The organism is Nocardia sp. NPDC004573, from assembly GCF_053602135.1.
In genome coordinates this window covers 136,600-162,826 of the sequence record NZ_JBSGDA010000006.1, presented here as the reverse complement: position 1 = coordinate 162,826, position 26,227 = coordinate 136,600, and the positions used below count along the sequence as shown (strand labels likewise).

Below are 26,227 nucleotides of genomic sequence, written 5' to 3'. Positions count from 1 at the left end.
GGGTTCGCCCCATGCCAGATTTCCGTGCCACCCGTCGCTCCCCGCGCTTGGCGCGAGCGATGGCGGTGCCCACCGCCATCGCGCTCGCCGCCCTGTTGCTGACCGCCTGCGGCGCCAAGGACGACGCCTCGACCACCGGCTCGGGCGCCGCGTCCTGCGTCGACACGTCGAAGGACACGATCAAGGTCGGTTCGCTGCACTCCCTGTCCGGCACGATGGCGATCTCCGAGGTCACCGTCGCCAACTCCACCAAGCTGGCCGTCGACCAGATCAACGCCGCGGGCGGCGTACTCGGCAAGAAGATCGATCTGGTGCTCGAGGACGGCGCCTCGGACCCGAAGACCTTCGCGGAGAAGGCCGAGAAGCTGATCAGCTCCGACTGCGTGGCGGCGGTATTCGGTGGCTGGACCTCGTCGAGCCGCAAGGCGATGAAGCCGAAGTTCGAGAGCCTGAACTCGCTGCTCTACTACCCGGTGCAGTACGAGGGCCTGGAGGACAGCAAGAACATCTTCTACACCGGCGCGACCACCAATCAGCAGATCGTCCCGGCGCTGGACTACCTGAAGCAGAAGGGCATCACCTCCCTCTACCTGGTGGGCAGCGACTACGTCTTCCCGCAGACCGCCAATCGCGAGATCAAGGCGTACGCCGCCGCCAACGGCATCGAAATCAAGGGCGAGGACTACACCCCGCTCGGCTCCACCGACTTCTCCACCATCGTGAACAAGGTCCGCACGGCCAAGGCGGGCGCGGTGTTCAACACCTTGAACGGCGACTCCAACGTCGCCTTCTTCCGCGAATACAGCAACGCGGGCCTGAAGGCCGCCGAGATGCCGGTGGTCTCGGTGTCGATCGCCGAGGAAGAGGTCGCGGGCATCGGTGCGCAGCACATCGCCGGGCAGCTCACCGCGTGGAACTACTACCAGACCGTCGACACCCCGGTGAACAAGAAGTTCGTCGCCGACTACAAGGCCGCCTTCGGCGCCGACAAGCCGACCTCGGACCCGATGGAAGCCGCCTACGCGTCGGTCTACCTGTGGAAGAACACCGTCGAGAAGGCCAAGTCGTTCAAGGTGGAGGACATCCAGGCCGCCGCCGACGGCGTCAGCTTCGAAGCGCCCGAGGGCCTGGTCACCATCGACGGCGCCAACCACCACATCACCAAGACCGCCCGCATCGGCGAGATCCGTCCCGACGGCCTCATCTACACCGTGTGGGACTCCGGCAAGGCCGTCACGCCGGACCCCTACCTGAAGTCCTACGACTGGGCCAAGGGCCTGAAGTAGTCCGCGGCTGTCCGCGGCCCAGCTACCGGTGCCCGCCGAGCGACCCAGTCGCCACGGCGGTCACGCGGAGCGCAATGAGGGGGGCCGCGGGCAGCATCGGACAGGACCGAAGGGGCAGGCGAGAAGGGCCGACGGACCTGCCCCGCCGGAAGGAACCATGGACGATGCACCGAACCACAGTCAGGCGGACGTCAGGGCCGCACATCAGCACATGACGTGCCCCGCTCACCGCAACTTCCGGTTTCGAGCGAAGCGAGACCGAGCATCCGCCGTTCGCGAGCCATAAGGGGCCGCGAACACGCCGCGACGAAGTCGCGGCAATCAAACAAAGCGGCAAATTCGACACAGGAGCTTCTCCCATGGATGTTGTGATCGGACAGCTCTTCACCGGGCTGAGTCTGGGATCGATACTCTTGCTCGCCGCACTCGGCCTGTCGCTGACCTTCGGGCAGATGGGCGTGATCAACATGGCGCACGGCGAGTTCATCATGGCCGGTTGTTACACGACCTACGTTGTGCAGAAGGTCATCTCGTCGGCGGGCGTCTCGCTCGTCGTGTCGCTGCTGATCGGTTTCCTCGTCGGCGGCCTGCTCGGGACGGCGTTGGAGATGGGCCTGATCCGCTGGATGTACGACCGGCCGCTGGACACCTTGTTGGTCACCTTCGGTGTCGGGCTGGTACTGCAACAGCTGGCCCGCGACATCTTCGGCGCGCCCGCCAAGAACGTCGTCGCGCCGGAGTGGCTCAGCGGTGGCGTCACGATCCTGGGCGCGGTGGTGCCGAAGACACGCATCTTCATCCTGGTGCTGGCGGTCGTCGCCGTGACCGCGCTGGCCGCGGTCCTCAAGGCGTCGCCGCTCGGCCGCCGGATCCGCGCGGTGGTGCAGAATCGGGGCCTGGCCGAAACCTCCGGCGTGTCCAGCCGTTTCACCGATATCAGCACGTTCTTCATCGGCTCCGGTCTGGCGGGTGTGGCCGGTGTCGCGCTCACCCTGATCGGTTCCACCAGCCCGACCGTCGGTCAGAGCTACCTGATCGACGCGTTCCTCGTGGTGGTGATCGGCGGGCTCGGCCAGATCAAAGGCACGGTGATCGCGGCATTCGCGCTGGGGCTGCTGAATTCCTACATCGAGTACTCGACCACCGCGTCCATCGCGAAGGTCATCGTCTTCGTCGTCATCGTGATCTTCCTGCAGGTCCGCCCGCAGGGCCTGTTCACCGTCCGGACAAGGAGCCTCGCATGACCACGCTCGTCCAACGGTGGCGCGCGCACTCCGCGCCGAGCGCGCTCGCCGGATTCGCCCTCGCCGCCGTCCTGTTGTTCGCGGTCGCGCCCGCCGTGCTCAGCGATTTCCGGCTCAATCTGCTCGCGAAATTCCTGTGCTTCGCGATCGTCGCGGTGGGCATCGGATTGGCTTGGGGCCGAGGCGGCATGCTCACCCTGGGCCAGGGTGTGTTCTTCGGCATCGGCGCCTACATCATGGCCATGCATCTGCAGATGGCCGACGCCGCCCGGCTCGGCAACGACGTGCCGGAATTCATGGAGATCGCGGGCATTCGCGAATTACCGTCGTTCTGGCAGCCGTTCGCCTCGGCCCCGGTGGCGCTGCTCGGCATCCTCGTCTTGCCCGCGCTGGTCGCCGCGGCGCTCGGCTACGGCGTCTTCAAACGCCGGGTGAAGGGCGCCTACTTCGCGATCCTCAGTCAGGCGCTGGCCGCCGCGCTGGCCATCCTGCTGACCGGTCAGCAGGCCATCGGCGGATTCACCGGCTTGTCGGACTTCCGCGCGTTCTTCGGCTTCAAGCTGTCCGATCCGGTCAACCGGCGCATGCTGTTCTTCGTCGCCGCGGGCACGCTGCTGGTGGTGGTCGCGCTGGTGCGGCAGCTCATGCACAGCCGATACGGCGAGTTGCTCGTCGCGGTGCGCGACCAGGAGGAGCGGGTACGCTTCCTGGGCTACGACCCGGCGAACGTCAAGATCGTGGCCTACGTGGTCGCCGCGTTCTTCGCGGGTATCGCCGGTGCGCTGTTCACTCCGATCGTCGGCATCATCTCCCCCGCCGACATCGGCGTCGTCCCCTCCATCGCGTTCCTCATCGGCGTCGCGATCGGCGGCCGGACCACGCTGCTCGGGCCGGTGCTCGGCGCGATCGGCGTCGCGTGGGCGCAGACGGCGCTGTCGGAGGAGTTCCCGTCGGGATGGACGTATCTGCAAGGCGTGCTGTTCATCGTCGTGGTCGGTTTCGTCCCGGCGGGCCTCGCCGGACTGTGGCCTTTGCTGAAACGCCTGCTGGAGCACAGATTTCGGCGCACCGCGCCGCCCTCGACGGTGGTGGTCGAGAAGCTGCCGGAACCCGCGACGGAGAAGGTGGAATCGCGATGACCGAGACGACGCACGAACCGAAGCTCGGCGGCAACGCCGGAATGTCCAGCGAATACCTCGAGGTCCGCGGTCTGTCGGTGAGCTTCGACGGATTCAAGGCCGTCACCGATGTCGACCTGACGGTGCTGCAGGGGGATCTGCGCTTCCTCATCGGCCCCAACGGCGCGGGCAAGACGACGCTCATCGACGCGATCACCGGACTGGTCCCGGCGACCGGATCGGCGCAGAAGACCGGGGTGGAGTTGCTCGGCAAGAAGGTGCACCGGATCGCCCGGCTCGGCGTCGGGCGCACGTTCCAGACCGCGAGTGTGTTCGAGCAGCTCAGCGTGCTGCAGAACCTCGATATCGCCGCGGGCGCGGGACGCTCGGCGCTCAGCATGCTGCGCCGCCGCAGATCCGTGCTCCCGGCGATCGAGGAGGCGCTGGAGACCACCGGCCTGGCCGGTCTGCGCGACAAGCCCGCCGGGGTACTCGCGCACGGGCAGAAACAATGGCTCGAGATCGGCATGCTCTTGGTGCAGAACGCCTCGGTACTGCTCTTGGACGAGCCGGTGGCCGGGATGAGCGCCGAGGAGCGCGAGGAGACCGGGAACCTGCTGCGCCGGATCGGTGGCGACCGGGTGGTCGTGGTGGTCGAGCACGACATGGACTTCATGCGCGCTTTCGCCACCTCGGTCACCGTTCTCGCCGGTGGCAAGGTGCTCAGCGAGGGAACCGTCGAACAGGTGCAGGCCGACCCGAAAGTGCAGGAGGTCTACCTCGGCACCGCCGCGGCCGTCGGAACCGAGCTGGAGGACGCGTCCAGCGCGCCGAGCCCGGACTCGACCCGGAAAGGGGACAGCGATGCTTGAACTCACCGATATCCACGCCGGCTACGGCCGCACCGAGGTGATCCACGGCGTCTCGGTGACCGTCCCGGCCGACAGCGTGGTGGCCGTCATGGGACACAACGGCGCGGGGAAGACCACGCTGCTGCGCACCGCCGTGGGCCTGATCGGCACGAAGTCGGGCCGGATCGAATTCGACGGCGAGTCCGTCACCAAGCTGTCGCCGTCGCGGCGGGTGCGCCGCGGGATCGCGTACGTGCCGCAGGGGCAGCAGAGTTTCCCGCAACTGACCACCGCGGAGAACCTTCAGGTGGTGGCGGACGGCCGCAAGCGCGGCAAGGCGCTGATCGACGAATCGCTCGACCTGTTCCCCGCGCTACGCGAGCTGCTGACGCGCAAGGCGGGCCTGTTGTCCGGCGGGCAGCGCCAGCAACTGGCCATCGCGCGGGCGCTGATCACCGAGCCGAAGCTGCTCATCCTGGACGAGCCGACCGAGGGCATCCAGCCGTCGGTGGTCGCCGAGATCGAGCGCACCATCATCGATCTCACCCGGCGCGGCGGGCTCAGCGTGCTGCTGGTCGAACAGCACATCGGCTTCGCGTTGCAGGCGGCGCAGCGCTACTACGTGCTGCGGTCCGGCCGGGTGACCGCCACGGGCGCGGGTGGGGCCGGGGCCGAGAGCGACGTCCGCTCGGCGATGGCGATCTGAGCACCGCCGTGGCCCACCACAGGGGCCGGATCCCGTTGCGCGAGCAGGTGTACGACTCGTTGCGCCGGGATCTGGCCACCGGAGCCATCGTGCCGACCGAACGGCTCCGGGAAGAGCGCCTCGCCGAGGCCTACGGGGTGTCGCGCACCCCGGTGCGGGAGGCGTTGGCCCGCTTACAAGCCGACGGTCTGGTCGAGCGTCTCCCCGACGGTCTGTATCCGTACCGGCCGAGGCTGGACGAACTCGATCACCTCTACGAATTGCGGCTCGTCCTGGAAACCAGGGGCATGCAACGCGTGGGGCCGCCCGGCACGGCGCCTGCGCACGATCTGGATCTCGTGCGCGCGGAACTCGACACCTGGCGCGCACTGCGCGACGACCCACCCGAGCCGGGACCCGCGCTGGTGGCCGCCGACGAACGGTTCCACACCACCTTGCTGTCGGCGGCGGGCAACGCCGCACTCGCCGACGCGCTCACCGCCGTGCACGTCCGGGTGCGCCCGGTGCGCACGCTGGACGTGCCGACGCCGGAACGGATCGCCACGATGACCGCCGAGCACATCGCGGTCGCCGAGCATCTGCTGTCCGGTGCCGTGGACGCGGCGCTGGAGACGCTCACCGCCCACGTCACCACCTCGCGCACGCACGTGCTGGCCCGTGCGGAGCACGCCCTGCGCCTGACCAAACTGGGCCGCGCCGTGCGGGATTGACCGCTCAGCAGCTCTGTTGGAAAGGGAAGCACTGGGTGGGCCGGTACGCGGGCGGCGACGGCGTCGGGCTCGTCGTGCCGGTCGCGGGGATCGGCTGCGCGGAATCGTGCGCGAGCGCGGTGGCGATCACGCCGAGCACGAACAGGACCCCGACCACGGCGATGACGACGACGGACCACCCGGCATAAGCCTGGCTCTTCGTCGCCACGCCGGGCGTCGGCTCGACGCGCGGCTTCGGTGTGCGCGCGATGGTGGTGACCGGCTCCGGGGCCTGCTCCTCGAATCCCGCTTCCAAGAGCTCCGCCCGGGACGGGGCGAGTTCCGCCAGACCGAGCGCGCCGCACGCGCCGATCACCCGGTCCGCGGTCCAGTCGCGCGGTCCCGCGGAGAATCCCTCCAGATAGATACGCAGTTCCGTCGCGTCGGTGACGTTTCCGACGACCACGTCCAAACCCGGACGCAGATTCGTGCGCGCCGGGCGCACCACGGCTCCACGGAACGGGACGAGCACCACCGCGCCGCTGATGTGCCCTGGGTCCTGCAACGCGCGCTGGAGCATGTGCTTGACCGCGTACCTGCCGTGCTCCACGCGCTCGGCGGGGCTCCCGGACTCCGGGTCGTCCAATTCCACCGGCGCGTCGCTGATCTTCCACTGCCCTTCGGCCGGTGTGCTCAGAATGCCGCTCTGCCTGCGCTGGAATCCGTGCACTTCCAGCACGGTCAGGCCCCGCGGGGTCCATACCACCGCGTCGACGCGCCGATTGTCCGCCTCGATATCGATCACGGCGAGGCCGGTCGTCGGATACGACCGCAGACACGCGACGAATTCCCGCTCGGCGCCGGAAAGCTCCGCTCCGGGCCTGATCCTCACCAGCATCTATTCCCCTGCCGACCTGTTGTCCACACCTGACGCCACGGTGACCAGCACCGGTACTGATGATGACGGGGTACCCCGCCGAAAACCACTCCGAAAGCAAAAGAATGGTGGCGCGCTGCACGGGATACTGCCAAGTAGGCTCTTTCTCGGTCGGCACCGACGCCGGCCACAGACCACGCGGAGGTGGCAACCGGCATGGTTTCAGCGCTGCAACCACGCATCTCACCCGGACGGCTCCGGGAGCTCGGCCCGCTCAACTGGGTTGTCTGGCAGGTGCTTTCCCGCGCCGCCGGCACCGGCGACGCCCACTTGTTCAGCACGCTCGGCCGCACCAGGGGACTGTTCCGCGGCTGGCTGCACTACTCGGGCAAACTCATGCCGGGCGGGCGGCTGCCCCGGCACGAGTCGGAACTGGTCATCCTCCGGGTCGCGCATCTGCGCGGCTGCGACTACGAGACGGACCATCACATCCGGCTCGGCCGCCGCGCCGGGGTGACGAGCGAGATCCTGGAGCGGCTGCGCACGGGCCCGGCAGCGGCAGGCTGGTCGGACAAGCACCGCGCGCTGCTGGCCGCGGTGGACCAACTGGTCGATGCGCGCGACCTCGACGACGACACCTGGGCCGAGCTGGCGAAGCACTACGACGAGCGCAGCCTGATCGAAATCGTCCTGCTCATCAACCAGTACGACGGCCTGGCCACGACCATCACCGCACTGCGCATCCAGCGCGACGGCGTCTAGCCGTCGGCGGACGGCCCCTCGATCCGCCGCGCCAAACCGTCGAGCACCAGCGTCAAGCCGAACTCGTAGGCGTGCTCGGCGCTGTAGGCGGCGTCGTGCGCCTGGCCCGCCGTGGCGCCGACGCGCGCGGCCAGCGGGTAGCGCTGCGCGTCGAAGACCCGCGCGAGAATCGGCGCGGCCCGTTCCCACCACTGTCCGTCGGACATGGCGCTGTCGGCCGCCGCACGCGCGCTGTCGATGGCGATGCGGGCGACGGAGGTGACGAAGCCGAGCACGAACGTCAGTGCGGCGTCCATGGCGACGTCATCGAGACCGAGTCCCGCGAATGCCGCCAGCTCATGGTCGTATTTGGCGGCGAGACCGGGGCCGAGCGGCGGCCGGGTGGTCGGCAGATACGCCACCCACGGATGCCGGGCCAGCATGGCGCGGTTCTCGGCCGCGACCCGGATGACCCGCTCGCGCCAGGACAGGCCGGTGAGGTCTCCGCGCTCCATCTGCGCGTACACCGTGTCCAGCATCAGATCGATCAGCTCGGCCTTGCCCGGCACATACGTGTAGGTGGCCATGGGTGTCAAGCCGAGCCGGTTGGCGACCGCGCGCATCGTGAGCGCTCCGATGCCTTCCGCGTCCGCGATCTCGATTGCGGCGGCCACGACCGCCTCCAGGCTGCTGCGCTGTTTCGGGCCCCGGCCCGACTCGCCCGGAACTCGCCATAGCAACTCCAGCGTGCGCACCGGGTCGCCCGCACCGCTGCGTTCCTTCGGCTGTGCCATTGCCGCCTCCTCCACGCCTCTCCCGCACCGATGGTATCGATGTGACGCAGTTCATAGTGAACACCGAGCGTCTGTACCATACAAAGTACAGTGTACTTAGTACAGATATTTCAGGAGGGCCTGTGAACATCACCGCATCCGCCATCTCGCTCAACGTCCCGGACCCGGCCGCCTCGGCGAAGTTCCTCATCGACCACCTCGGCTTCGAGGAGAAGATGTCGGCCGACGGGTTCGTCTCACTGGATCGCGCCGACGCCGGCCTGAACGTGATCTACCTGCGCACCGGGCTGGCGAGTTTCAAACCGGAGAGCGCGGCGGGCAGTGCGGGCGAAGGCCTGCTCGTCGTCTTCGTCGTCGACGAGATCGATGCCGAGTACGCCCGGCTGCAACGCGAGGGAGTGCCGATCGTGACGCCCATCGAGACCGAGGAATGGGGCGAGCGGTACTTCCAGATGAGCGACCCGAACGGAATCATCATCCAGTTGGTGCAGTGGGTGTGAGCTGTGTTGGATTGGCCGCGACTGCGTCGCGGCGTGTTCGCGGCCCCTTCATGGCTCGCGTCCGAGCGACCGCCACTGGCGACTACGTCGCGAACGCGGCGGCCGCTCGGACGCGAGCCGGGCCGCGAACGGCGCATGCTCGGTCTCGCTTCGCTCGAAAGACGTAGTCGAGCTGGGCTGAGCACGTATCCGGCCGAACTCGGGCGCACAGCACGCGCAGACAGCAGTCGGGCCGCGATCGGCGCCCGCGGTTGGCACTACCTGCGATGGACCAGGCGTGGGCAACGAAAGTCACCACACCTGGCCCATCGTCCCGGGGCAGAAGCCGCCGGAGGGTTTCAGGCGAGCGCCGCGCGGAATACCTCGACCGCCGGGGTGGCCGGTCGCCCGAGGAGTTTCTCCAGGTCCCCGGATCGCACATCGAGGATGCCGGTGGCGATGCCCGCGTCCGCGTCGGCGAGCGCCTTCGCGTAGGCGTCGGGCAGGCCCGCTCGGGTCAGCACGGCGGCATAGTCCGCTTCGGGCAAGTTCTCATAGCGCACCGGCTTGCCCGATGCCTGCGAAATCGCCTCTGCCAGCCCGGTGTAAGTGAGCCGCTCGCCGCCACCGAGTTCGTACACCCGGCCCGCGTGACCGTCGGTGGTGAGCACACGGGCGGCCGCTTCGGCGTAGTCGGCGCGCGCCGCGCCCGCCACGCGCCCCTCGCCCGCAGCTCCGTGCAAGACCCCCGATTCCACCGCGTACGCGAGGCCGCCCACGTAGTTCTCCCAGTACCAGCCGTTGCGCAGCAAGACATACGGCACAGTCGATTCGGCGAGCACCGCCTCGGTGCCCCGGTGTTCCTGGGCGAGGATCAGCGGGTTGTCGGCCGCGTTCGGAATGCTGGTGTAGGCGAGCAGTCGCACGCCCGCACGTTGCGCCGCGCGAATCACATTGGTGTGCTGGGCTACTCGCGCGCCGAACTCGTTGCCCGAGATCAGCAGCACCCGGTCCACGCCGTCGAGGGCACGCTCGAGCGCGGCCGGGTCGTCGTAGGCGGCCTGCCGGACGTCGACGCCGCGTTCGGCCAGATCGGCCACTTTCCCGGGATCACGCACGATCGCGACGGGCGTCGACCCCGTGCGCAACAACTCCTCCACCACGAGTCGGCCCAGCTGTCCGCTGGCTCCTGTGACGGCGACGGTCATGACTACCTCCCAAGGTGCTATTTGCAAGTACTAACTATTCGTAAGCACTATGCATTCCGCCGCCACTGCGGTCAAGTTCGCTACCATGGCGGCATGACCACCCAGCGCGCCGTCTCGGCCGAAGCCGACGACCCCACGCTGGAAGCCGACGTCTTCGCACGCAACTGCACCTCACGGCCGGTCCTGCAGAATGTCGCCAGTCGCTGGGGCACCTTGGCCCTGGTCGCGCTGCGCGAAGGCCCGTACCGGTTCAGCGCCCTGCGCAGGCGGGTCGACGGCGTGAGCGAGCGCATGCTGTCGCAGACCTTGCAAGCACTCGAACGCGACGGCATGGTGCATCGCGAGGTGCAGGAGACGATTCCACCGCGCGTGGAATACACCCTCACGGAACTGGGCGCCGAGGTGGCGGCACACCTGGAGGCACTGATCCAGGTACTGGAAACCAACATGCCGCGCGTGCGAGCGGCCCAGGCGGCCTACCACCGCGACTGACCGGCCGCGACGGGGAAGAGACCCGCCGCGCCAGGGGTTACACGGGCATGGAACTCGCCGCCGCAGTCGATTTCGCCCGCGATCACCGCAGGTCCGTGCTCACCACGATCCGCCGCAACGGACGGCCGCAATTGTCCAATGTGCTGCACGTCGTCGGCGACGACGGCCGCATCCGCATCTCGATCACCGCCGACCGCGCGAAGTATCACAACCTCGTCCGCGACCCGTGGGCGGCGCTGCACGTGACCCGCGCGGACTTCTTCGCCTATGCCGTGCTCGAAGGCACGGTGGAACTCACCCCCGTGGCCGCCGCGCCCGACGACCCCACCGTCGACGCGCTCGTCGACTACTACCGCACCGCCAACGGCGAGCATCCCGACTGGGACGAGTACCGCGACGCGATGATCGCCGACCGGCGTGCCCTGGTGCTGTTCACGCCGACGCACGCCTACGGGATGCTTCCGGCCGCCGGTTGACCGAACGGATTCCGTTCCCCGAACCGTGCGAAGGTCCGCGACCGGGGCGCCGACGAATCGGGTTCGCGGGCGCCTACGGTGAGCCGACTCGGCGCACCGCCGGACTCAGCGTGACATCAGATCGGAAACCGTGACGAATTGATAACCGGCGGCGCGTAATTCGGCGACGATGCGGGGAATGGCGGCGATCGACGGCTCGGCGTTCCCGTGCATGACGTGCAGCAGGATGATCGAGCCGGGACGGACCTTGCCGAGGGTCTCGGCGACGATGTCGTCCGCCGTAGCGCCCGCCTTGCCCGAATCGGGCTCCACGTCCCACGTCACGGTGACCCGGTCGTGCTCGGCCAGGTAGTGCGGCAGCACCCACAACTTCTTGCCGTAAGGCGGGCGGAACGTGATGGGGCCGACGTAGCCGGTCCGCATGATCTCGGCGTCGGTGCGCTCCACCTCGTCACGAACCGTGGCGGGCGTGACGAGGACCATCCGGCGATGCGAATAGGTGTGGTTGCCGATCTCGTGGCCCGCCGCGGCGATCGCCCTGCCGTACTCGGGGTGCGCGGCGAGATCACGCCCGTTCAGGTAGAAAGTGGCCGGTACCTGCGTCTCGGCGAGGACGCGCAACACTTCGGGGGCCCGGTCGGACGGTCCGTCGTCCAAGGTCAGCGCGACCACCCTGGCGTCGGTGTCCACCCTGCTCACGACGTGACCGGCCAGCTGGAAGGTGCGCGCCTTGGTCAGATAGAAGGTGCCCGTCCCCAGCAGCACCACCACGACGAGCACCGGCACACTTCCGATCAGCCACCTGCGAAGCATGCACGCTGTATAGCAGACTGCCCGCATCCGCGCCGATCACCGACGACCCTACCGGCGCGGAAACTCTTGCCCGACAGCGCAACAGGGCGCGCGATCGACGACCGCACGCCCTGTATCCGCGACCGGATCAGAAGTTGATCATGTGGCCGGCCAGGCCGTGGAAGGCCTCCTGGAGGGCCTCGCTGAGCGTCGGGTGCGTGTGCACGTTCCGGGTCAGCTCGTTGACCGTCAGATCCCACTTCTGCGCGAGGGTGAGCTCGGGCAGCAGCTCGGAGACGTCCGGGCCGATGAGGTGGCCGCCGATCAGTTCGCCGTACTCGGCATCGGCGATCAGCTTGACGAAACCGGTCGGGTCGCCGAGGCCGTGCGCCTTGCCGTTGGCGGTGAACGGGAACGTCGCGACCTTCACGTCGTAGCCCTCGTCGCGCGCCTGCTGCTCGGTCAGGCCGAAGCTGGCGACCTGCGGCTGGCAGAAGGTGGCGCGCGGCATCATCCGGTAGTCGCCGAGGGTGACGGTCTCCGCACCCGCGATGGTCTCGGCCGCCACCACGCCCTGCGCCTCCGCGACGTGCGCGAGCTGCAGCTTGCCGGTGACGTCGCCGATCGCGTAGATGTGCGGCACGTTGGTGCGCATGTAGTCGTCGATCCCGATCGCGCCGCGGTCGGTGACCACCACGCCGGTGGTCTCCAAGCCGTAGCCGTCGACGCGCGGGGCGAAGCCGACGGCCTGCAGCACCTTGTCGACGGTGACGGTCTCGATCGAACCGCTCTTGTTGTCCTTGATCGCGACGGTGACCTTGGCGCCGTCGTCCTCGATGGACTGCACGGCCGCACCGGTGGTGATGGTGATGCCGAGCTTCTTGTACTGCTTGGTGATCTCCTTGGAGACGTCCGCGTCCTCGTTCGGCAGCGCGCGGTCGAGGAACTCGACGATGCGCACGTCGACGCCGTAGTTCTTCAGGACGTAGCCGAACTCCATGCCGATCGCGCCCGCGCCGACGATGAGGATCGAGCCCGGCAGATCCCGGGTGAGGATCTGCTCCTCGTAGGTGACCACGTTGGCGCTGAGCCGGGTGCCGGGCAGCAACTTGGTGACGGTGCCCGCCGCGATGATCGCGTTGTCGAACGTGATCGACTCGGTGCCGCCCTTGCCGAGCTCGACCGAGAGCGAGTTCGGGCCGGTGAAGGTGCCCTTGCCGTCGAACTCGTCGATCTTGTTCTTCTTCATCAGGAAGTGGACGCCCTTGACCCGGCCGTCGGCGACCTTGCGGCTGCGGTCGAAGGCGACGCCGAAGTCGAAGTTCACCTCACCGGAGATGCCGAAGGTCTTCGCCTCCTTGGTGAAGATGTGGGCGAGCTCGGCGTTGCGCAGCAGCGCCTTGGACGGGATGCAGCCCACGTTCAGGCACACACCACCCCAGTATTTCTGCTCGACGATCGCTGTTCGCAGGCCGAGTTGAGCGGCGCGGATCGCGGCGACGTATCCGCCGGGACCAGCACCGAGAACGACGACATCGTAGTGGGAAGTCACGCCCCGAGCCTAACTCCGCAGCGCAAACTTCACGCACCCGTACCCCACAACTGTGAGGCATGGACCACACCGAATACAGAACTTCCCCCGACCGGGAAGAACAACTCGCCCCGATGGGCCTACCATGCCGCCTGAGCAGCCGTTCCGCCTCGCACGAAACGGCTCAGGTGCGCCAGACCCGGCGGGCGACGCGGCGGAAGTTCTCGCCGAAGACCGCGGCTCGGTCGGCGGGGCTGAAGCCGCGGGCGGCCAGGGCCTCGTCGAGGCCGGGTACCTCGGAGGCGCCGGTCAGGTCCTCTGGTGGGACCCATTGCAGAGGACCATATTTGGTGTACGCCTCGGAAAAGGCACCCGGATTGTGCGCCATCTCGGCGTTGAAGTCCTCGGCGTCGAAGGAGTAATCCGAGCCGATGCCGATGTGCTCGATGCCGACGAGTTCCGCGCCGTACTCGATGTGCCGCGCCATCGCCGCGATCCGCTCGGCGCGCTCGCCTGCCGCGTTGCGGCCGAGGAAGATGCCGACGCCGTTGATCCCGATCACGCCCCCGGTGGAGGCGCAGGCGCGCGCTTGGTCGTCGGTGATGTTGCGCGGATGGTCCCAGAGCGCGGCGAAGTTGGAGTGGCTGTAGATCATCGGGACGACGCTCAGCTCGGCCAGTTCCAGCCCGGTGCGCCGGGAGCAGTGCGAGCCGTCGGCGAAGACACCGGCTTCGTTGAGCGCGTGGACGAGGTCGCGCCCGTATCCGGTGAGGCCGGTGTCCTCGGTGTCCAGGCATCCACAGCCCGCGGCGTTGGCGTGGTTGTAGGCGGGCAGCAGCGACCGCACGCCTAGTTCGGCGAAGCGCGCGACGTTGTCCAGATCGCCGCCGAGCGGGCCGGAGTCCTCCAAGTCGAAAGCGAGCGCGATGGCGTCGTGCGCTCCGATGTCGTCGACGCTGTCGACCAGATGAAACCGGCCGTCCGTCAGAGCAGCACGGCGAAATCGCTCCAGCAGCGCCAGCGAATCGGCGGTCGACTGCCGGGAGTATCCGACGTTCACCGACAAATACGATCCGGCCGGGTAACGAGCGAGGTCGCCGATGCGCGCTGCGGGCGTCAGCGGCAGACAGCAGTGCTGCTCCCAGAGGAAGGGTGGCAACCTCGAACCTCCTGGTCGGATCGGCCTCGCAAGCAGCGATCCTACTGTCCGCATCGAGCGGACATCGGCACGCGGCGAACGGCCGGCGCCGCCGGCTTCGCGTAGCTGCCGAGTTGCCGTATCGGCCAACATCTTTCGTCGCCGTCGCCGTAACAGGGCACCCACCTGGACCGATGCATGAAATACATCAATCCTCCCGTGCCCCGAAGGCGGTGCGACCATGCGTCGCTTACTTCTGCTGTTGTTTTCCTTCGTGACATTCGCCGGTCTCTGGATCGCGCCCGCCCCCGCGTCCGCCGCCCCGGCGTGCGCGTCCGGTTGGGGCTCGATCCCCAAGATCAGCCAGGCCCGCTCACTCGCACCGCTCACCGGTGTCCGCGCCGGTCGGCACGACTGCTTCGACCGCCTGGTGTTCGATGTCGCCGGACCGGTGACCGGCTATCACGTCGGCTACGTCGAGCGGGTCGTCATGGACGGCTCCGGAGCGCTCGTCCCGCTGCGCGGCGGGGCGTTCCTCAGCATCACCCTCAACGCCGCCGCCTATGACGACTCGTTCACCCCCACCTACAACCCGGCGAACCGGGCCGAGCTCGCCGACGTGCGGGACTACCGGACCTTCCGGCAGGTGGCCTGGGCGGGCTCCTTCGAGGGCCAGACCACGATCGGCGCGGGCACGCGTGCCCGGTTGCCGTTCCAGGTGTCCACCCTCACCGGTCCGGGCGGCGGATCGCGCGTCGTGGTCGACGTAGCGCACTCCTGGTGAACCCGCGCCGCGCGGCTCGGCCACAATGTGGGGATGAGCGGCGTTGAGCGGAACGTGACCGACCCCTACCTCTGGCTGGAAGAAGTGACCGACGAGCGCGCCCTCGACTGGGCACGCGCGCGCAACGCGGTAGTGCACGCCCGGTTCGCCGACTCCGATCGCTTCCGCGATCTGGAGCGGCGCATCCTCGGCATGCTCGACACCGACACCAAGATCGCCTACCCGGCGCGGCGCGGTCGCTGGCTGTACAACTTCTGGCGCGACGCCGAGCATCCGCGCGGCCTCTGGCGGCGCACCACGCTCGCCGAGTACGCCGAGGACGCGCCGGACTGGGACGTGCTGATCGACCTGGACGCGGTGGCCGCCGCCGAGGACGAGAACTGGGTGTGGGGCGGGGCGGCGGTGCTGCGCCCGGAACAGTCCCGCGCGCTGATCAGCCTCTCGCGAGGTGGCGCGGACGCGAAGGTGGTCCGCGAGTTCGACCTCGAACGCCGGGTGTTCCTCGAGCCGGCCGACGGCGGCTTCTTCCTGCCCGAGGCGAAGTCGGAGATCCGCTGGATCGACATCGACTCGGTGTATGTCGGCACCGACTTCGGCCCCGGTTCGCTGACCGATTCGGGATACCCGCGGATCGCGAAACGCTGGCGTCGCGGCACCCCCTTGTCCGACGCCACCACTGTTTTCGAGGGCGAGAGCGGCGATGTCGCGGTGTCGGCGGGCTACGACCGCACTCCGGGTTACGAACGGCACTACGTCGGCCGCGCCACCGACTTCTTCAACGAAGAGGTCTACCTGCTGGAAGCCGACGGCACGCTCCGGTACCTGGATCTCCCCAGCGACGCCGACGAGTCCTGGTACAAGGACTGGCTGCTGGTGCGGCTGAAGTCGCCGTGGGAAGTCGGCGACGCGAGCTATCCCGCGGGCGCGCTGCTGGCCGCCGACTTCGAGAAGTTCCTGGCCGGCGACCGTGATTTCGAGGTGCTCTTCACCCCGGACGCACACACCTCGCTGCACGGCTACGGCTGGACCGAGAACCACCTGTTGCTGGTCACGCTCGAGGACGTGCAGACCAAGCTCCACGTGCTGACACCGGGGACGGACGGCTGGCGCCGCGAGCCGCTGGCCGACACCCCGCCGATGGCCGCCACCAGCGTGCTGAACCTCGACCCGCTGGACAACGGCGACGAGTTCATGCTCAACACCAGCGGATTCACCACTCCGGCCACGCTGCTGACCGGCGCGGTCGGCGAGCGCACCGAGCGGCTCAAGCAGGAGCCCGGGTTCTTCGACGCCGACGACGTGGTGACCGAGCAGTTCTTCGCCACGTCCGACGACGGCACCCAGGTGCCGTACTTCGTGATCCGCCATCGTGACCGAGTGGGCTCCCCGGGGCCGACGATGATGTCCGGTTACGGCGGTTTCGAGGTGTCGCGCACCCCCGCCTACAGCGGCGCGTCGGGCATGGGGTGGCTGGAGCGCGGCGGAACCTGGGTGATGACGAACATCCGCGGGGGCGGCGAGTACGGGCCGCAGTGGCACACCTCGGTGCAGAAAGCCAACCGGCACAAGGTGTACGAGGACTTCTCCTCGATCGCGAAGGACCTCGTCGCGCGCGGCATCACCACCGCGGACCAGCTCGGCGCGGTCGGGGGCAGCAACGGCGGACTGCTCATGGGCGTGATGCTGACCCGCTACCCCGAATTGTTCGGCGCGATCGTCTGCCAGGTGCCGCTGCTGGACATGAAGCGCTACCACTTGCTGCTCGCGGGCGCCTCCTGGATGGCCGAGTACGGCGACCCCGACAAGCCGGAGGACTGGGAGTACATCGGCAAGTACTCGCCCTACCAGAACGCCAGCGCCGACCGCGCCTACCCGCCGATCCTGCTCACCACCTCTACCAGGGACGACCGGGTGCACCCCGGACATGCCCGGAAAATGGCAGCGCTGCTGGAGGAACAGGGCCACGAGGTCTGGTACCACGAGAACATCGAAGGCGGCCACGGCGGCGCGGCCGACAACAAGCAGTCGGCTTTCCAGGCGGCGCTGATCTACGAGTTCTTCACCCAGATGCTGATCGAACGCCGCGCCTGAGCGGCGCTCAGCGGTCGCGCAGCCACTTCTCGATCTGGTCGACGGTGCTGGTGTACTGGCGGATCCAGCCGTTGTGCCCCAGCGGCTCGGGTTGCCGCCAGCGCGTCACCTCGGCGTTGGGCAGCTTCTCCAGCAAGTGTTCGGCGGAGCTGGGCGGGGTGAGGTCGTCGCCGGTCATCGTGATGGACAGCACCGGAAGCTTCAGCCGCGCGATGCGCTCCTCGTAGTCGATGTCCGCGCCGACCGGGACGAACCGGCCGGTGCGGGCCAGCCGGGCCCAGTCGGAGATCAGCACCTTGGACTGGCGGCCGAAACCCATCGAGACCCGGTCGCCGGGCCAGAAACCGGCCAGGTTGGCCGTCAGCGAGATGGCCGTGGTGCCGACCAGCATGCCCGGCCCCGAAAGTCCGCGGTAGCCGCGGTAATACGGCGTGCCGGACGCGACCAGGACGAGCCCGCCGAGCCTGCCGCGGATGCGCGCGGCGTACATGACGCCGAGCTGGCCGCCCATGCTGTGCCCGAGCAGGTACGGCGTGCTGTCCGGGAACTGCTCGCGGACCACCTCGAAAATCGCCGGGAAGTCGACCGAGACGAGCTCGTGGTAGCCGTACGTGCTGGCGGAACTCGGCTTCGGCCTGCTGTCGCCGTTGCCGCGCAGCTCGCCGATGGCCATGTCGAACCCGCGCGCCGCCAGGCCTTCGGCGAACAGTTCGTAGTAACCCGCGGGGACGCCGAGACCGGGCACGATGACCAGCACCGGGCGCGGCGTATCCGGGGTGACCGGGTGCCGGTGCGCGCCCCCGGCGGGGATCAACCGCACCGGGACCGTGGTGCCGTCCGGCATCTGGATCGGAACTGTCTGCATCCCCGCACGGTACCGCGCTCGTCACCGCCGATCCCGCGGACCGGAACGCTAGGCGCGCACCGCGCCGATGATCACCCTGCTCAGCACCCGGATCACGTCGTCGAGCGGCGGGCGCGGCTCCGAACCGCTCCAGGAGTCCACCACGTAGTTGACGCCGCCGATGATGGCGAGCATCCGCATCTCGTAGTCGCCCGCGGGAATCTCCCCGTGCAACGCGGCGTCCTCGGCGGCGCCGGCCAGCAGCGAACCCCACTCCCGGCGCACCGCGAGCCGGAATTTCTCCACCTTCGGGCCCGCGCCGACCACTTCCACGAGGGCGACGCGCGCCTTGCGTGGATCGGATCCGATCGACTCGACGTAGGCGCGGACGGCCGCGTCGATGACCTCCAGCGCCTTCGCGCCGGACTTGGCGTCCAACGCCTTCTTCACCGCGTCCCGCGACTCCCGGTCGATCTGCTCGTACAGCTCGAGGAGTAGGGACTCGCGACCGGTGAACTCCTCATAGAACTGTCGCGAGGAGAGTCCGGCGTCCTTGCAGATGGCGCCGACCGAACTATTGGCGTAGCCGTCGCGCGCGAAGACCGTCAGGCCTGACTCCAGAAAACGCGCACGCCGCTGACGCTGCCGGTCCTCCACGGGTTGCCCGGCATACATTCGACCCGTATTCGCATCCTGTGACATTGGGGCAGACAATACAGAAGGGCCCGAACTCATCGTCATGGATCGGGCCCTTCGTTACAACCCTCGGCAGACAACGGGTTAGCCGAAAGTTGGCTGAGCAGTTGCTACCTCATTGATCGGTCGCCGAGCCGAAGCCCGGCGACCATAGTAGTTTGCGTACAAGCACGCTCATCAGCGAATCGAGCATCCGGCAACTCCGATCTGTCCGTGAGACATTCCTTGTCACTGGCTATTTGCCGGAACAGACGATACCCAGCAGCACCACGATTGCGGGCAATTTTAGAGGGAAACTGTAGAATTTTTTGTTTCATTCCGATTCGTCGGTTACGGCAGGTTCGCCCGACCCCGCTTGCCGGGCCAGCAATTCCGGCAGCGCGGCCACGGAATCGATGACGTGATCGGGCGCGCGGTCGGCCGACGCCAGCACTCCCGGCCGGAATTTACCGGTGCGCACCAGCACTCCGGTCAACCCGGCGTCTTGCGCCGCGAGCACATCCGAATACAGATCGTCACCGACCATCACGACCTCCGCCGGGTCCAGCCGCATCAACGCCGCGGCGGTCCGGAAGCCGGGCGCGGCGGGCTTGCCGACCACCTCGATGCGCGCGTTGCCCGCCGCCTCCAGTCCGGGCAGGTACACCCCCGCGTCGACGCGAAGCCCATCCGCCGTCGCCCAGGTCAGGCCGCTGTGCATCGCGACGACGGGCACGCCGTCCAGCATCAGTTCCGCCACGCGGCTCAGCGCGGCGTGATCGAATTCCGGCCCGGCGCCGCCGATCACGACCACGTCGGGGTGATCGTCGTCGAGCGTCAGGCCGGTGAGGTCCGCCGTGATATCGCCGTGGTTGAGCACCCAGACCGCGGCTCCGGGATGGCGATCGCGCACGAACTCGGCGGTGAGCCTTGCGGCGGTGACGATCTCGGCCTGCTCGACCTCGATACCACTGCCGCACAGGCGTTCCGCGATCTCCGCGCAGGTGCGCGAGGTGGTGTTGGTCAGGAAAGCGCGGCGCAGCCCGGTTTCGCCGATCCGGCGCACCGCGGCGGCGGCGCCCTCGATCTCCTGCCAGGAGGTCACCAGGACGCCGTCGATGTCGTAGAGCACGCCTCGGATCCGACTGCGGTCAGGCACGGCTTCAGCGTACGACCGGCACGCTCGCCGGGCACGCCGACCGACCGCAGGTCGCGGCCCCGCACCGGCGCGGTACCGGCGGCGCGACGATCGCTCTGCGTCCGGTCACCTATGTCGGGTGCCGACCGCGAAGGCGGCCTGCCTGCCTGACGCTGGCGCTCCCGCCCCTTCGGCGCTTCGCTATGCGGCGGGACCGGGGCGGATCGAGTCCAACCGGTCCGCGCATCGAGTCAGCAAGTCCTGCAACGCAGCCCGTTCGGCGTCGGTGAACTCCTCGGCGAGCGCCCGTTCGACCCGGACCGCACGGACGTCGGCGTCGCGCATCACCGCCGCGCCCTTGTCGGTCAGCGTGGTCTCCAGGACGTTCTTGTGCCACGGGTGCGGAGTTCGTTCGATGAGTCCCCGGTCCTGCAGATTGCTCAGCACGGTGTTCATCGACGGCGGGGTGACGCCGCAGAGCCGGGCCAGGGCGGCGGCCGAGATGCCGGGATTCTCCGAGAGGAACAGCAGTGCGGCGTACTGCGGCACGGTGACACCCGCCGGTTTCAACGCGGCGTTCTTGGCCGTGCTGAGGGACTGCTCGGCACGTTTGAGATACGAGCCGATCCGTTGGGCGGCGGGCAACGACGTCATAACCGCATGGTATCCGTGCGTCTCACCATATGAACCTTGACTGACATTAGAGTTCTAACTTACATTCGTATGCGATTTTGAATGTGAATACGTTAGATAGAACGGACTCGAAGAGGTATCTCGATGCCCCACGCACTTCCCCACCGCCTGCTGTCGAGCCTGGCCGCGGCGAGCGCCTGCGTCACGCTCGCCGCGTGCGGCGCCGGTGACATGCACGCCGTCCACACCGCGTACGAGCTCCCCGGCGACCGCGTCTACCCGGAAGGCATCGCGGTCGACGCGCGCACCGGCGACGTCTATGTCGGCTCGTACACCACCGGCGCCGTCTACCGAGCGACGCCGGACGCCCGGCGCGCCGAAGTCTTCCTGCCCGAAGGCGCCGGCGACCACAACACCGCCAACGGATTGAAAGTCGACGCCGCGGGGCGGCTGTGGGTGACCGACTCGACCACCGGCGTCGCGGTGTACGACGTCGCGACCCGCGCCCTGCTCGCCGACTTCACCGTGCCCGGGAGCGATCCCCGCTTCGTGAACGATCTCGCCCTCACCCCGGACGGCACGGCGTATCTGACCGACAGCACGCGGGCGGTCGTCTATCGCGTCACCCCGGAACAACTGGCCGCCGCCAGAGCCCAGGGCGGGCGTGGCGAACTGCGCCCGCAGTTCGACCTACGCCCCGTGCTGCCGCCGATCGAGCCGGGCGGCTTCAGCCTCAACGGCATCGTCGCCGATCCGGCCGGCCGCTATCTGCTCACCGTCGACATGCCCCGCGGCGACCTGTACCGGATCGCGCTGTCGCCGGAAGCCAACCCGATCGGCAAGGTCACCCTGCGTGGCGGCGATCTCCGCCAAGGCGACGGACTCGACCTGCGCGACGGCACGCTGTGGGCCGCGCACAACACCACCAACACGATCAGCCGCTGGACGGTCTCCGGCGACGGGACCACCGCGACGCTGGACCGGCAGCGCAGCGACGAGGCGCTCGCCATCCCGACGACCCTGGCCCGCGCCGGTGACCGGACCCTGATCGTCTCATCCCAGTTCGACAAGGGTGGTCCGATGGGCCCCGGCAGCCCGAAGACGCCGTTCGCCGTCGTCAGCCTCGACGGCATCTGACGCCGGAACGCCGGAAGCCGGCCCACCTCGCGGTGGACCGGCTTCCGGGTCGAACTATGGTGCCGGGTGGCTGGGACTCAGAAGTCCATGCCGCCCATACCACCGGTCGGGTCGCCGGCGGGAGCGGCGGCCTTCTCCGGCTTGTCGGCGACAACGGCCTCCGTGGTCAGGAACAGGGCCGCGATCGACGCCGCGTTCTGCAGCGCCGAGCGGGTGACCTTGACCGGGTCGGCGACGCCGGCGGCCAGCAGGTCCTCGTACTCGCCCGAGTCGGCGTTCAGGCCGTGACCCGCAGGCAGGTTGGCGACCTTCTCGGCGACCACGCCGGGCTCGAGGCCCGCGTTGAACGCGATCTGCTTCAGCGGAGCCGACAGCGCGACCTTCACGATGTTCGCGCCGGTGGCCTCGTCACCGACGAGCTTCAGCTCCTCCAGCGCAGGCGCCGACTGCAGCAGGGCCACGCCACCACCGGCGACGATGCCCTCCTCGACAGCCGCCTTCGCGTTGCGCACGGCGTCCTCGATGCGGTGCTTGCGCTCCTTGAGCTCCACCTCGGTGGCCGCGCCCGCCTTGATCACCGCGACGCCGCCGGCCAGCTTGGCCAGCCGCTCCTGCAGCTTCTCCCGGTCGTAGTCCGAGTCGGAGTTCTCGATCTCGGAGCGGATCTGCTGCACCCGGCCCTTGATGGCCTCCGGGTCGCCCGCGCCCTCGACGATCGTGGTCTCGTCCTTGGTGACGACGACCTTGCGCGCCTGGCCGAGCAGCTCGAGGCCCGCGCTCTCCAGCGAGAGGCCGACCTCTTCGGTGATGACCTCGCCACCGGTCAGGATGGCGATGTCGGCGAGCTGCGCCTTGCGACGGTCACCGAAGCCGGGCGCCTTGACGGCGACGGACTTGAAGGTGCCGCGGATCTTGTTGACCACCAGGGTGGACAGGGCCTCGCCCTCGACGTCCTCGGCGATGATCAGCAGCGGCTTGCCCGCCTGGATGACCTTCTCCAGCAGCGGCAGCAGGTCCTTGACGGTCGAGATCTTCGAGCCGACCAGCAGGATGTACGGGTCCTCGAGGACCGCTTCCTGACGCTCCGGGTCGGTCACGAAGTAACCCGAGATGTAGCCCTTGTCGAAGCGCATGCCCTCGGTGAGCTCCAGCTGGAGCCCGAAGGTGTTGCTCTCCTCGACGGTGATGACGCCTTCCTTGCCGACCTTGTCCATGGCCTCGGCGATCAGCTCACCGATGGACGCGTCGCCGGCCGAGATACCGGCGGTGGCGGCGATCTGCTCCTTGGTCTCGACCTCCTTGGCGGTGTCGAGCAGCTTGGCGGTGACGGCCTCGACGGCCTTCTCGATGCCGCGCTTCAGGCCCAGCGGGTTCGCACCGGCCGCGACGTTGCGCAGGCCCTCGCGCACCAGCGCCTGGGCGAGCACGGTCGCGGTGGTGGTGCCGTCGCCCGCGACGTCGTCGGTCTTCTTGGCGACTTCCTTGACCAGCTCGGCGCCGATCTTCTCGTACGGGTCCTCCAGCTCGATCTCCTTGGCGATGGACACACCATCGTTGGTGATCGTGGGAGCGCCCCACTTCTTCTCCAGGACAACGTTGCGACCCTTGGGGCCCAGCGTCACCTTGACCGCGTCGGCGAGGCTGTTCAGACCCCGCTCGAGGCCGCGGCGGGCCTCTTCGTCATACGCAATTGTCTTGGCCATGGCGTTGTTGAGATCCTCCATGTGGATGGCTGACACACAGGACGACCGCCGGTTGGGTCGTCCCAGTTACGCTGGCCAGGTTCGGTGCCCGCGACGGACGACCGAGGGTGTCTACGGAACCCGGTCTCACCGTCCCGACCTGGCACTCACAGGTCGAGAGTGCCAAATGCATTTTTAGCACTCAGGGGTGGCGAGTGCAAGGTCCGCACCGGGTCAGGGCCGGTCGTCGACGCGAAGCACCAGCGCGACGAACGCGTCGGTGCGGCGTTCCTCCGGCGTGCGCGGCTCGCCGTCCTCCACGGTGACGAGTTCGGCGTCGTGCAGCAGCAGCTCCGCCTCCACCCGCATGATGGCGCGAATGAACGGCGGGGCGACGTCCGGCGGCAGGTCGCCGTTCACCACATAGCTGCCGTCCGGTTGGGACTCGGTGGACACATACGAAAGCGCGCGCAGCAGATCTGCGCGCCGTTCCCCCGCTATTAGGTCGGAATCCATTTCATCCGCCATTGCTATAGCTTAGCCGCCAGCGGTTCACATCTCCGGCCAGACGATCCGCGCCACCCGCTTCGAACAGCAAAAGCAGAGGTCACGACGCCGCCGCAGCACCTACCCGTACCTCGCCGCCGCGCCCGCCCGCCCGCGGCGGCGTAGATTCCGAGTGACCATGATCAACCTCCTCCCGGAAGGGGACGCGGGTGGCCGACCTGCCGTTCGATTCGCTCTACCGGCACGGCTTCGCGCGGGTGGCGGTCGCGGTTCCCCGGGTACGGGTGGCCGACCCCGCCTACAACGTCGAGCAGACCGTGGAACTGGCCGCGCAGGCCGCGGCCGCGGGCGCCGTGCTGACGGTGTTCCCGGAGCTGGGACTGTCCGCTTACACCGCCGACGACCTGTTCCACCAGGACGCGTTGGACGCCGCGGTCGAGGCGGCGCTGGCCCGGCTCGTCGCGGCGAGCACGGACATCGACACCGTGCTCGTGGTGGGCGCCCCGGTACGAGCCCAGCACCGGTTGTTCAACTGCGCGATCGCGATCTGCCGTGGCCTCGTGCTCGGCGTTGCGCCGAAGAGTTATCTGCCGAACTACCGGGAGTTCTACGAGAAGCGCCAGTTCGCGGCAGCGCGGGAGGCGCTGGAGGACCACGTCACCATCGCCGGGCACCGGGCGCCGTTCGGATCCGACCTGCTGTTCCGCGCGAGCAACCTGGACGACTTCGTCTTCCACCTGGAGATCTGCGAGGACGGGTGGGTGCCGCTGCCGCCCAGCGGTTTCGCCGCGCTGGCGGGGGCGACCGTGCTGGTCAACCTGTCGGCCAGCAACATCGTGATCGGTAAGGCGGACTACCGGCGGTCGCTGTGCACGTCGCATTCGGCGCGCTATCTCGCGGCCTACCTGTACTCCGCCGCGGGAACCGGCGAGTCGACCACCGACCTCGCCTGGGACGGCCAGGCGCTGATCTGCGAGAACGGCGACCTGCTCGCGGAGGGCGAGCGGTTCCGCGACGATCCGCAGCTGATCACCGCCGACCTGGACCTGCGCCGCCTCGTCGCCGACCGGTTGCGCACCACCAGCTTCGCCGACAACGTGCACGATCACCGGGACCGGCTGACCGCGATGCGGCACATCGACGTGCGATTGCCGGTTCCGGAGGAGCCGGTCGCGCTGGAGCGCGAGATCGAGCGTTTCCCCTACGTCCCGGCCGACCCGGCCGTGCGCAACGAGCGCTGCGCCGAGGTGCACCACATCCAGGTCGAGGGCCTGAGCACGCGCCTGCGCGCCACCGGCACGCAACACGTGGTGATCGGGGTGTCCGGCGGCTTGGACTCCACTCAGGCGCTGATCGTGGCCGCCAAGACGATGGACCGGCTCGGCCTGCCGCGCTCGAATGTGCTGGCTTACACCATGCCCGGCTTCGCGACCAGCACCAGGACCAGGACCGACGCGCATCGCCTGATGGCCGCCCTCGGCGTCACCGCCCGCGAGATCGACATCAGCGCCTCGGCGACGCAGATGCTGCGCGACCTCGGCCACCCGGCCGCCGACGGCGCGCCGGTCTACGACATCACCTACGAGAACGTCCAGGCGGGTGAGCGCACCTCGCATCTGTTCCGGCTGGCCAACATGCATCACGCACTCGTGGTCGGCACCGGCGATCTCAGCGAACTCGCGCTGGGCTGGTGCACCTTCGGCGTCGGCGACCACATGGCGCACTACAGCGTCAACGCGTCGGTGCCCAAGACGCTGATCAAGTACCTGATCGCCTGGGCGGTGGACACCGAGCAGTTCGGCCCCGAGGCGAACGAGGCGCTGTCATCGATACTGCGCACCGAGATCTCACCCGAACTGATCCCGCACGAGGATTCCTCCGCGCCCGCGCAGAGTTCGGAGGCCACGGTCGGCCCCTACGAATTGCAGGACTTCCACCTCTATTACCTGTTGCGCTTCGGCTATCGGCCCAGCCGCGTCGCCTATCTGGCTCGGCATGCCTGGTCGGATGCCGCGACCGGCCGCTGGCCCGACCTCGTCCCCGCCGACCAGCGCAACGCCTACGACCTCGCCACGATCAAGCATTGGCTGGGCGAGTTCCTGCTCCGCTTCGTGCAGACCAGCCAGTTCAAGCGCTCGACGCTGCCCAACGCGCCCAAGGTCGGCTCCGGCGGTTCGCTCTCCCCGCGCGGTGACTGGCGCGCGCCCAGCGACGCGTCCGCGACAGCCTGGCTGGAGGAGCTCGCCGCCAACGTGCCGGATGCCTGACCGCCGAAGCGTCCGACGCCCGTGAAACGGCCGGACGCGCGCTGCTT

At 68.5% G+C, this 26,227-nt stretch carries 26 protein-coding genes; 14 read left to right on the top strand and 12 right to left on the bottom strand.

The window, feature by feature from the left end; translation table 11 throughout:
- The first annotated feature begins 59 nt into the window (after positions 1 to 59).
- The 6 genes from urtA (at position 60) to ACWEKR_RS12250 (ending at position 5,915) form a co-directional block, all read left to right on the top strand.
- On the top strand, positions 60 to 1,286 hold the full coding sequence (gene urtA, locus ACWEKR_RS12275) for an urea ABC transporter substrate-binding protein (RefSeq protein ID WP_416382528.1): 1,227 nt from the start codon (positions 60 to 62) through the stop codon (positions 1,284 to 1,286).
- Between the two features lie 359 nt (positions 1,287 to 1,645).
- Positions 1,646 to 2,530 (top strand): urea ABC transporter permease subunit UrtB, encoded by an 885-nt coding sequence (gene urtB, locus ACWEKR_RS12270; protein ID WP_452354541.1) that lies wholly within the window; start codon positions 1,646 to 1,648, stop codon positions 2,528 to 2,530.
- The gene (urtC, locus tag ACWEKR_RS12265; protein WP_452354540.1) at positions 2,527 to 3,669 is read left to right on the top strand and encodes an urea ABC transporter permease subunit UrtC; all 1,143 of its coding nucleotides are present in this window, start codon (positions 2,527 to 2,529) and stop codon (positions 3,667 to 3,669) included. The genes urtB and urtC overlap by 4 nt, the downstream gene beginning before the upstream one ends.
- Positions 3,666 to 4,520, top strand: coding sequence for an urea ABC transporter ATP-binding protein UrtD (gene urtD / locus ACWEKR_RS12260; RefSeq protein ID WP_452354539.1), 855 nt, complete (start codon positions 3,666 to 3,668; stop codon positions 4,518 to 4,520). Before urtC ends, urtD begins: the two co-directional genes overlap by 4 nt.
- Positions 4,513 to 5,205 carry an urea ABC transporter ATP-binding subunit UrtE gene (gene urtE / locus ACWEKR_RS12255; RefSeq protein ID WP_452354538.1) on the top strand — a complete coding sequence of 231 codons (693 nt, stop codon included), beginning with the start codon at positions 4,513 to 4,515 and terminating at the stop codon, positions 5,203 to 5,205. Before urtD ends, urtE begins: the two co-directional genes overlap by 8 nt.
- 8 nt (positions 5,206 to 5,213) lie before the next feature.
- Positions 5,214 to 5,915, top strand: a complete 702-nt coding sequence (locus tag ACWEKR_RS12250) for a GntR family transcriptional regulator (protein WP_452354537.1) — start codon at positions 5,214 to 5,216, stop codon at positions 5,913 to 5,915.
- Positions 5,916 to 5,919: 4 nt separating this feature from the next.
- Here ACWEKR_RS12250 and ACWEKR_RS12245 read toward each other — a convergent pair whose 3' ends face one another.
- Positions 5,920 to 6,792: an NERD domain-containing protein gene (locus ACWEKR_RS12245; RefSeq protein WP_452354536.1), complete on the bottom strand. Its 873-nt coding sequence runs from the start codon at positions 6,790 to 6,792 to the stop codon at positions 5,920 to 5,922.
- Positions 6,793 to 6,999: 207 nt separating this feature from the next.
- Between ACWEKR_RS12245 and ACWEKR_RS12240 the strand changes: the two genes are divergently transcribed.
- The gene (locus ACWEKR_RS12240) at positions 7,000 to 7,533 is read left to right on the top strand and encodes a carboxymuconolactone decarboxylase family protein (protein WP_452354686.1); all 534 of its coding nucleotides are present in this window, start codon (positions 7,000 to 7,002) and stop codon (positions 7,531 to 7,533) included.
- Here the strand turns inward: ACWEKR_RS12240 and ACWEKR_RS12235 are convergent.
- Complete coding sequence (locus ACWEKR_RS12235) at positions 7,530 to 8,306, bottom strand: TetR/AcrR family transcriptional regulator C-terminal domain-containing protein (protein ID WP_452354535.1); 777 nt, start codon at positions 8,304 to 8,306, stop codon at positions 7,530 to 7,532. The genes ACWEKR_RS12240 and ACWEKR_RS12235 overlap by 4 nt on opposite strands.
- 122 nt (positions 8,307 to 8,428) lie before the next feature.
- On the opposite strand from ACWEKR_RS12235, the gene ACWEKR_RS12230 reads away from it, so the two are divergent.
- On the top strand, positions 8,429 to 8,806 hold the full coding sequence (locus ACWEKR_RS12230) for a VOC family protein (RefSeq protein ID WP_452354534.1): 378 nt from the start codon (positions 8,429 to 8,431) through the stop codon (positions 8,804 to 8,806).
- A gap of 338 nt (positions 8,807 to 9,144) precedes the next feature.
- Here the strand turns inward: ACWEKR_RS12230 and ACWEKR_RS12225 are convergent, their stop codons facing one another.
- Positions 9,145 to 9,993, bottom strand: a complete 849-nt coding sequence (locus tag ACWEKR_RS12225) for an SDR family oxidoreductase (protein WP_452354533.1) — start codon at positions 9,991 to 9,993, stop codon at positions 9,145 to 9,147.
- 93 nt (positions 9,994 to 10,086) lie between these two features.
- Here ACWEKR_RS12225 and ACWEKR_RS12220 point away from each other — a divergent pair, with 93 nt between their 5' ends.
- Together ACWEKR_RS12220 and ACWEKR_RS12215 are read left to right on the top strand one after the other, a co-directional pair.
- Positions 10,087 to 10,485, top strand: a complete 399-nt coding sequence (locus ACWEKR_RS12220; RefSeq protein WP_452354532.1) for a winged helix-turn-helix transcriptional regulator — start codon at positions 10,087 to 10,089, stop codon at positions 10,483 to 10,485.
- Positions 10,486 to 10,532: 47 nt separating this feature from the next.
- Entirely contained in the window at positions 10,533 to 10,961 is a 429-nt protein-coding gene (locus tag ACWEKR_RS12215; RefSeq protein WP_452354531.1) for a PPOX class F420-dependent oxidoreductase, read from the top strand.
- A 105-nt stretch (positions 10,962 to 11,066) separates the two neighbouring features.
- On the opposite strand, the gene ACWEKR_RS12210 is transcribed toward ACWEKR_RS12215, so the two are convergent.
- From ACWEKR_RS12210 to ACWEKR_RS12200, 3 genes are all read right to left on the bottom strand, one after another.
- Positions 11,067 to 11,774 carry a polysaccharide deacetylase family protein gene (locus ACWEKR_RS12210; protein ID WP_452354530.1) on the bottom strand — a complete coding sequence of 236 codons (708 nt, stop codon included), beginning with the start codon at positions 11,772 to 11,774 and terminating at the stop codon, positions 11,067 to 11,069.
- Positions 11,775 to 11,901: 127 nt separating this feature from the next.
- Entirely contained in the window at positions 11,902 to 13,305 is a 1,404-nt protein-coding gene (gene lpdA / locus ACWEKR_RS12205) for a dihydrolipoyl dehydrogenase (RefSeq protein ID WP_452354529.1), read from the bottom strand.
- 163 nt (positions 13,306 to 13,468) lie between these two features.
- Positions 13,469 to 14,443 carry a dipeptidase gene (locus ACWEKR_RS12200; RefSeq protein ID WP_452354528.1) on the bottom strand — a complete coding sequence of 325 codons (975 nt, stop codon included), beginning with the start codon at positions 14,441 to 14,443 and terminating at the stop codon, positions 13,469 to 13,471.
- 220 nt (positions 14,444 to 14,663) lie between these two features.
- Between ACWEKR_RS12200 and ACWEKR_RS12195 the strand changes: the two genes are divergently transcribed.
- Positions 14,664 to 15,206, top strand: coding sequence for an AMIN-like domain-containing (lipo)protein (locus tag ACWEKR_RS12195; RefSeq protein ID WP_452354527.1), 543 nt, complete (start codon positions 14,664 to 14,666; stop codon positions 15,204 to 15,206).
- Positions 15,207 to 15,239: 33 nt separating this feature from the next.
- On the top strand, positions 15,240 to 17,297 hold the full coding sequence (locus tag ACWEKR_RS12190; protein WP_452354526.1) for a prolyl oligopeptidase family serine peptidase: 2,058 nt from the start codon (positions 15,240 to 15,242) through the stop codon (positions 17,295 to 17,297).
- 7 nt (positions 17,298 to 17,304) lie between these two features.
- On the opposite strand, the gene ACWEKR_RS12185 is transcribed toward ACWEKR_RS12190, so the two are convergent.
- From ACWEKR_RS12185 to ACWEKR_RS12170, 4 genes are all read right to left on the bottom strand, one after another.
- Complete coding sequence (locus ACWEKR_RS12185) at positions 17,305 to 18,162, bottom strand: alpha/beta hydrolase family protein (protein WP_452354525.1); 858 nt, start codon at positions 18,160 to 18,162, stop codon at positions 17,305 to 17,307.
- A 48-nt stretch (positions 18,163 to 18,210) separates the two neighbouring features.
- Entirely contained in the window at positions 18,211 to 18,843 is a 633-nt protein-coding gene (locus ACWEKR_RS12180) for a TetR/AcrR family transcriptional regulator (protein WP_228829294.1), read from the bottom strand.
- 307 nt (positions 18,844 to 19,150) lie between these two features.
- Positions 19,151 to 19,975 carry an HAD-IIA family hydrolase gene (locus ACWEKR_RS12175; RefSeq protein ID WP_452354524.1) on the bottom strand — a complete coding sequence of 275 codons (825 nt, stop codon included), beginning with the start codon at positions 19,973 to 19,975 and terminating at the stop codon, positions 19,151 to 19,153.
- A 180-nt stretch (positions 19,976 to 20,155) separates the two neighbouring features.
- Complete coding sequence (locus ACWEKR_RS12170) at positions 20,156 to 20,608, bottom strand: MarR family winged helix-turn-helix transcriptional regulator (RefSeq protein ID WP_452354523.1); 453 nt, start codon at positions 20,606 to 20,608, stop codon at positions 20,156 to 20,158.
- 123 nt (positions 20,609 to 20,731) lie between these two features.
- Between ACWEKR_RS12170 and ACWEKR_RS12165 the strand changes: the two genes are divergently transcribed.
- Complete coding sequence (locus tag ACWEKR_RS12165; RefSeq protein ID WP_452354522.1) at positions 20,732 to 21,724, top strand: SMP-30/gluconolactonase/LRE family protein; 993 nt, start codon at positions 20,732 to 20,734, stop codon at positions 21,722 to 21,724.
- A 77-nt stretch (positions 21,725 to 21,801) separates the two neighbouring features.
- Here ACWEKR_RS12165 and groL read toward each other — a convergent pair whose 3' ends face one another.
- On the bottom strand, positions 21,802 to 23,427 hold the full coding sequence (gene groL / locus ACWEKR_RS12160) for a chaperonin GroEL (RefSeq protein WP_452354521.1): 1,626 nt from the start codon (positions 23,425 to 23,427) through the stop codon (positions 21,802 to 21,804).
- Between the two features lie 213 nt (positions 23,428 to 23,640).
- Complete coding sequence (locus ACWEKR_RS12155; protein WP_159841375.1) at positions 23,641 to 23,934, bottom strand: hypothetical protein; 294 nt, start codon at positions 23,932 to 23,934, stop codon at positions 23,641 to 23,643.
- 188 nt (positions 23,935 to 24,122) lie between these two features.
- On the opposite strand from ACWEKR_RS12155, the gene ACWEKR_RS12150 reads away from it, so the two are divergent.
- Complete coding sequence (locus ACWEKR_RS12150) at positions 24,123 to 26,180, top strand: NAD(+) synthase (RefSeq protein ID WP_452354520.1); 2,058 nt, start codon at positions 24,123 to 24,125, stop codon at positions 26,178 to 26,180.
- Positions 26,181 to 26,227: the final 47 nt, after the last annotated feature.

What these genes read in the sequence shown, in the direction of transcription:
- urtA (WP_416382528.1), top strand. Translation starts at nt 60, where the DNA reads ATGGCGGTGCCCACCGCCATCGCGCTCGCCGCCCTGTTGCTGACCGCC.
- urtB (WP_452354541.1), top strand. Translation starts at nt 1,646, where the DNA reads ATGGATGTTGTGATCGGACAGCTCTTCACCGGGCTGAGTCTGGGATCG.
- urtC (WP_452354540.1), top strand. Translation starts at nt 2,527, where the DNA reads ATGACCACGCTCGTCCAACGGTGGCGCGCGCACTCCGCGCCGAGCGCG.
- urtD (WP_452354539.1), top strand. Translation starts at nt 3,666, where the DNA reads ATGACCGAGACGACGCACGAACCGAAGCTCGGCGGCAACGCCGGAATG.
- urtE (WP_452354538.1), top strand. Translation starts at nt 4,513, where the DNA reads ATGCTTGAACTCACCGATATCCACGCCGGCTACGGCCGCACCGAGGTG.
- ACWEKR_RS12245 (WP_452354536.1), bottom strand. Translation starts at nt 6,792, where the DNA reads ATGCTGGTGAGGATCAGGCCCGGAGCGGAGCTTTCCGGCGCCGAGCGG.
- ACWEKR_RS12235 (WP_452354535.1), bottom strand. Translation starts at nt 8,306, where the DNA reads ATGGCACAGCCGAAGGAACGCAGCGGTGCGGGCGACCCGGTGCGCACG.
- ACWEKR_RS12225 (WP_452354533.1), bottom strand. Translation starts at nt 9,993, where the DNA reads ATGACCGTCGCCGTCACAGGAGCCAGCGGACAGCTGGGCCGACTCGTG.
- ACWEKR_RS12220 (WP_452354532.1), top strand. Translation starts at nt 10,087, where the DNA reads ATGACCACCCAGCGCGCCGTCTCGGCCGAAGCCGACGACCCCACGCTG.
- ACWEKR_RS12215 (WP_452354531.1), top strand. Translation starts at nt 10,533, where the DNA reads ATGGAACTCGCCGCCGCAGTCGATTTCGCCCGCGATCACCGCAGGTCC.
- ACWEKR_RS12210 (WP_452354530.1), bottom strand. Translation starts at nt 11,774, where the DNA reads ATGCTTCGCAGGTGGCTGATCGGAAGTGTGCCGGTGCTCGTCGTGGTG.
- ACWEKR_RS12195 (WP_452354527.1), top strand. Translation starts at nt 14,664, where the DNA reads ATGCGTCGCTTACTTCTGCTGTTGTTTTCCTTCGTGACATTCGCCGGT.
- ACWEKR_RS12190 (WP_452354526.1), top strand. Translation starts at nt 15,240, where the DNA reads ATGAGCGGCGTTGAGCGGAACGTGACCGACCCCTACCTCTGGCTGGAA.
- ACWEKR_RS12185 (WP_452354525.1), bottom strand. Translation starts at nt 18,162, where the DNA reads ATGCAGACAGTTCCGATCCAGATGCCGGACGGCACCACGGTCCCGGTG.
- ACWEKR_RS12180 (WP_228829294.1), bottom strand. Translation starts at nt 18,843, where the DNA reads ATGTCACAGGATGCGAATACGGGTCGAATGTATGCCGGGCAACCCGTG.
- ACWEKR_RS12170 (WP_452354523.1), bottom strand. Translation starts at nt 20,608, where the DNA reads ATGACGTCGTTGCCCGCCGCCCAACGGATCGGCTCGTATCTCAAACGT.
- ACWEKR_RS12165 (WP_452354522.1), top strand. Translation starts at nt 20,732, where the DNA reads ATGCCCCACGCACTTCCCCACCGCCTGCTGTCGAGCCTGGCCGCGGCG.
- groL (WP_452354521.1), bottom strand. Translation starts at nt 23,427, where the DNA reads ATGGCCAAGACAATTGCGTATGACGAAGAGGCCCGCCGCGGCCTCGAG.
- ACWEKR_RS12155 (WP_159841375.1), bottom strand. Translation starts at nt 23,934, where the DNA reads ATGGCGGATGAAATGGATTCCGACCTAATAGCGGGGGAACGGCGCGCA.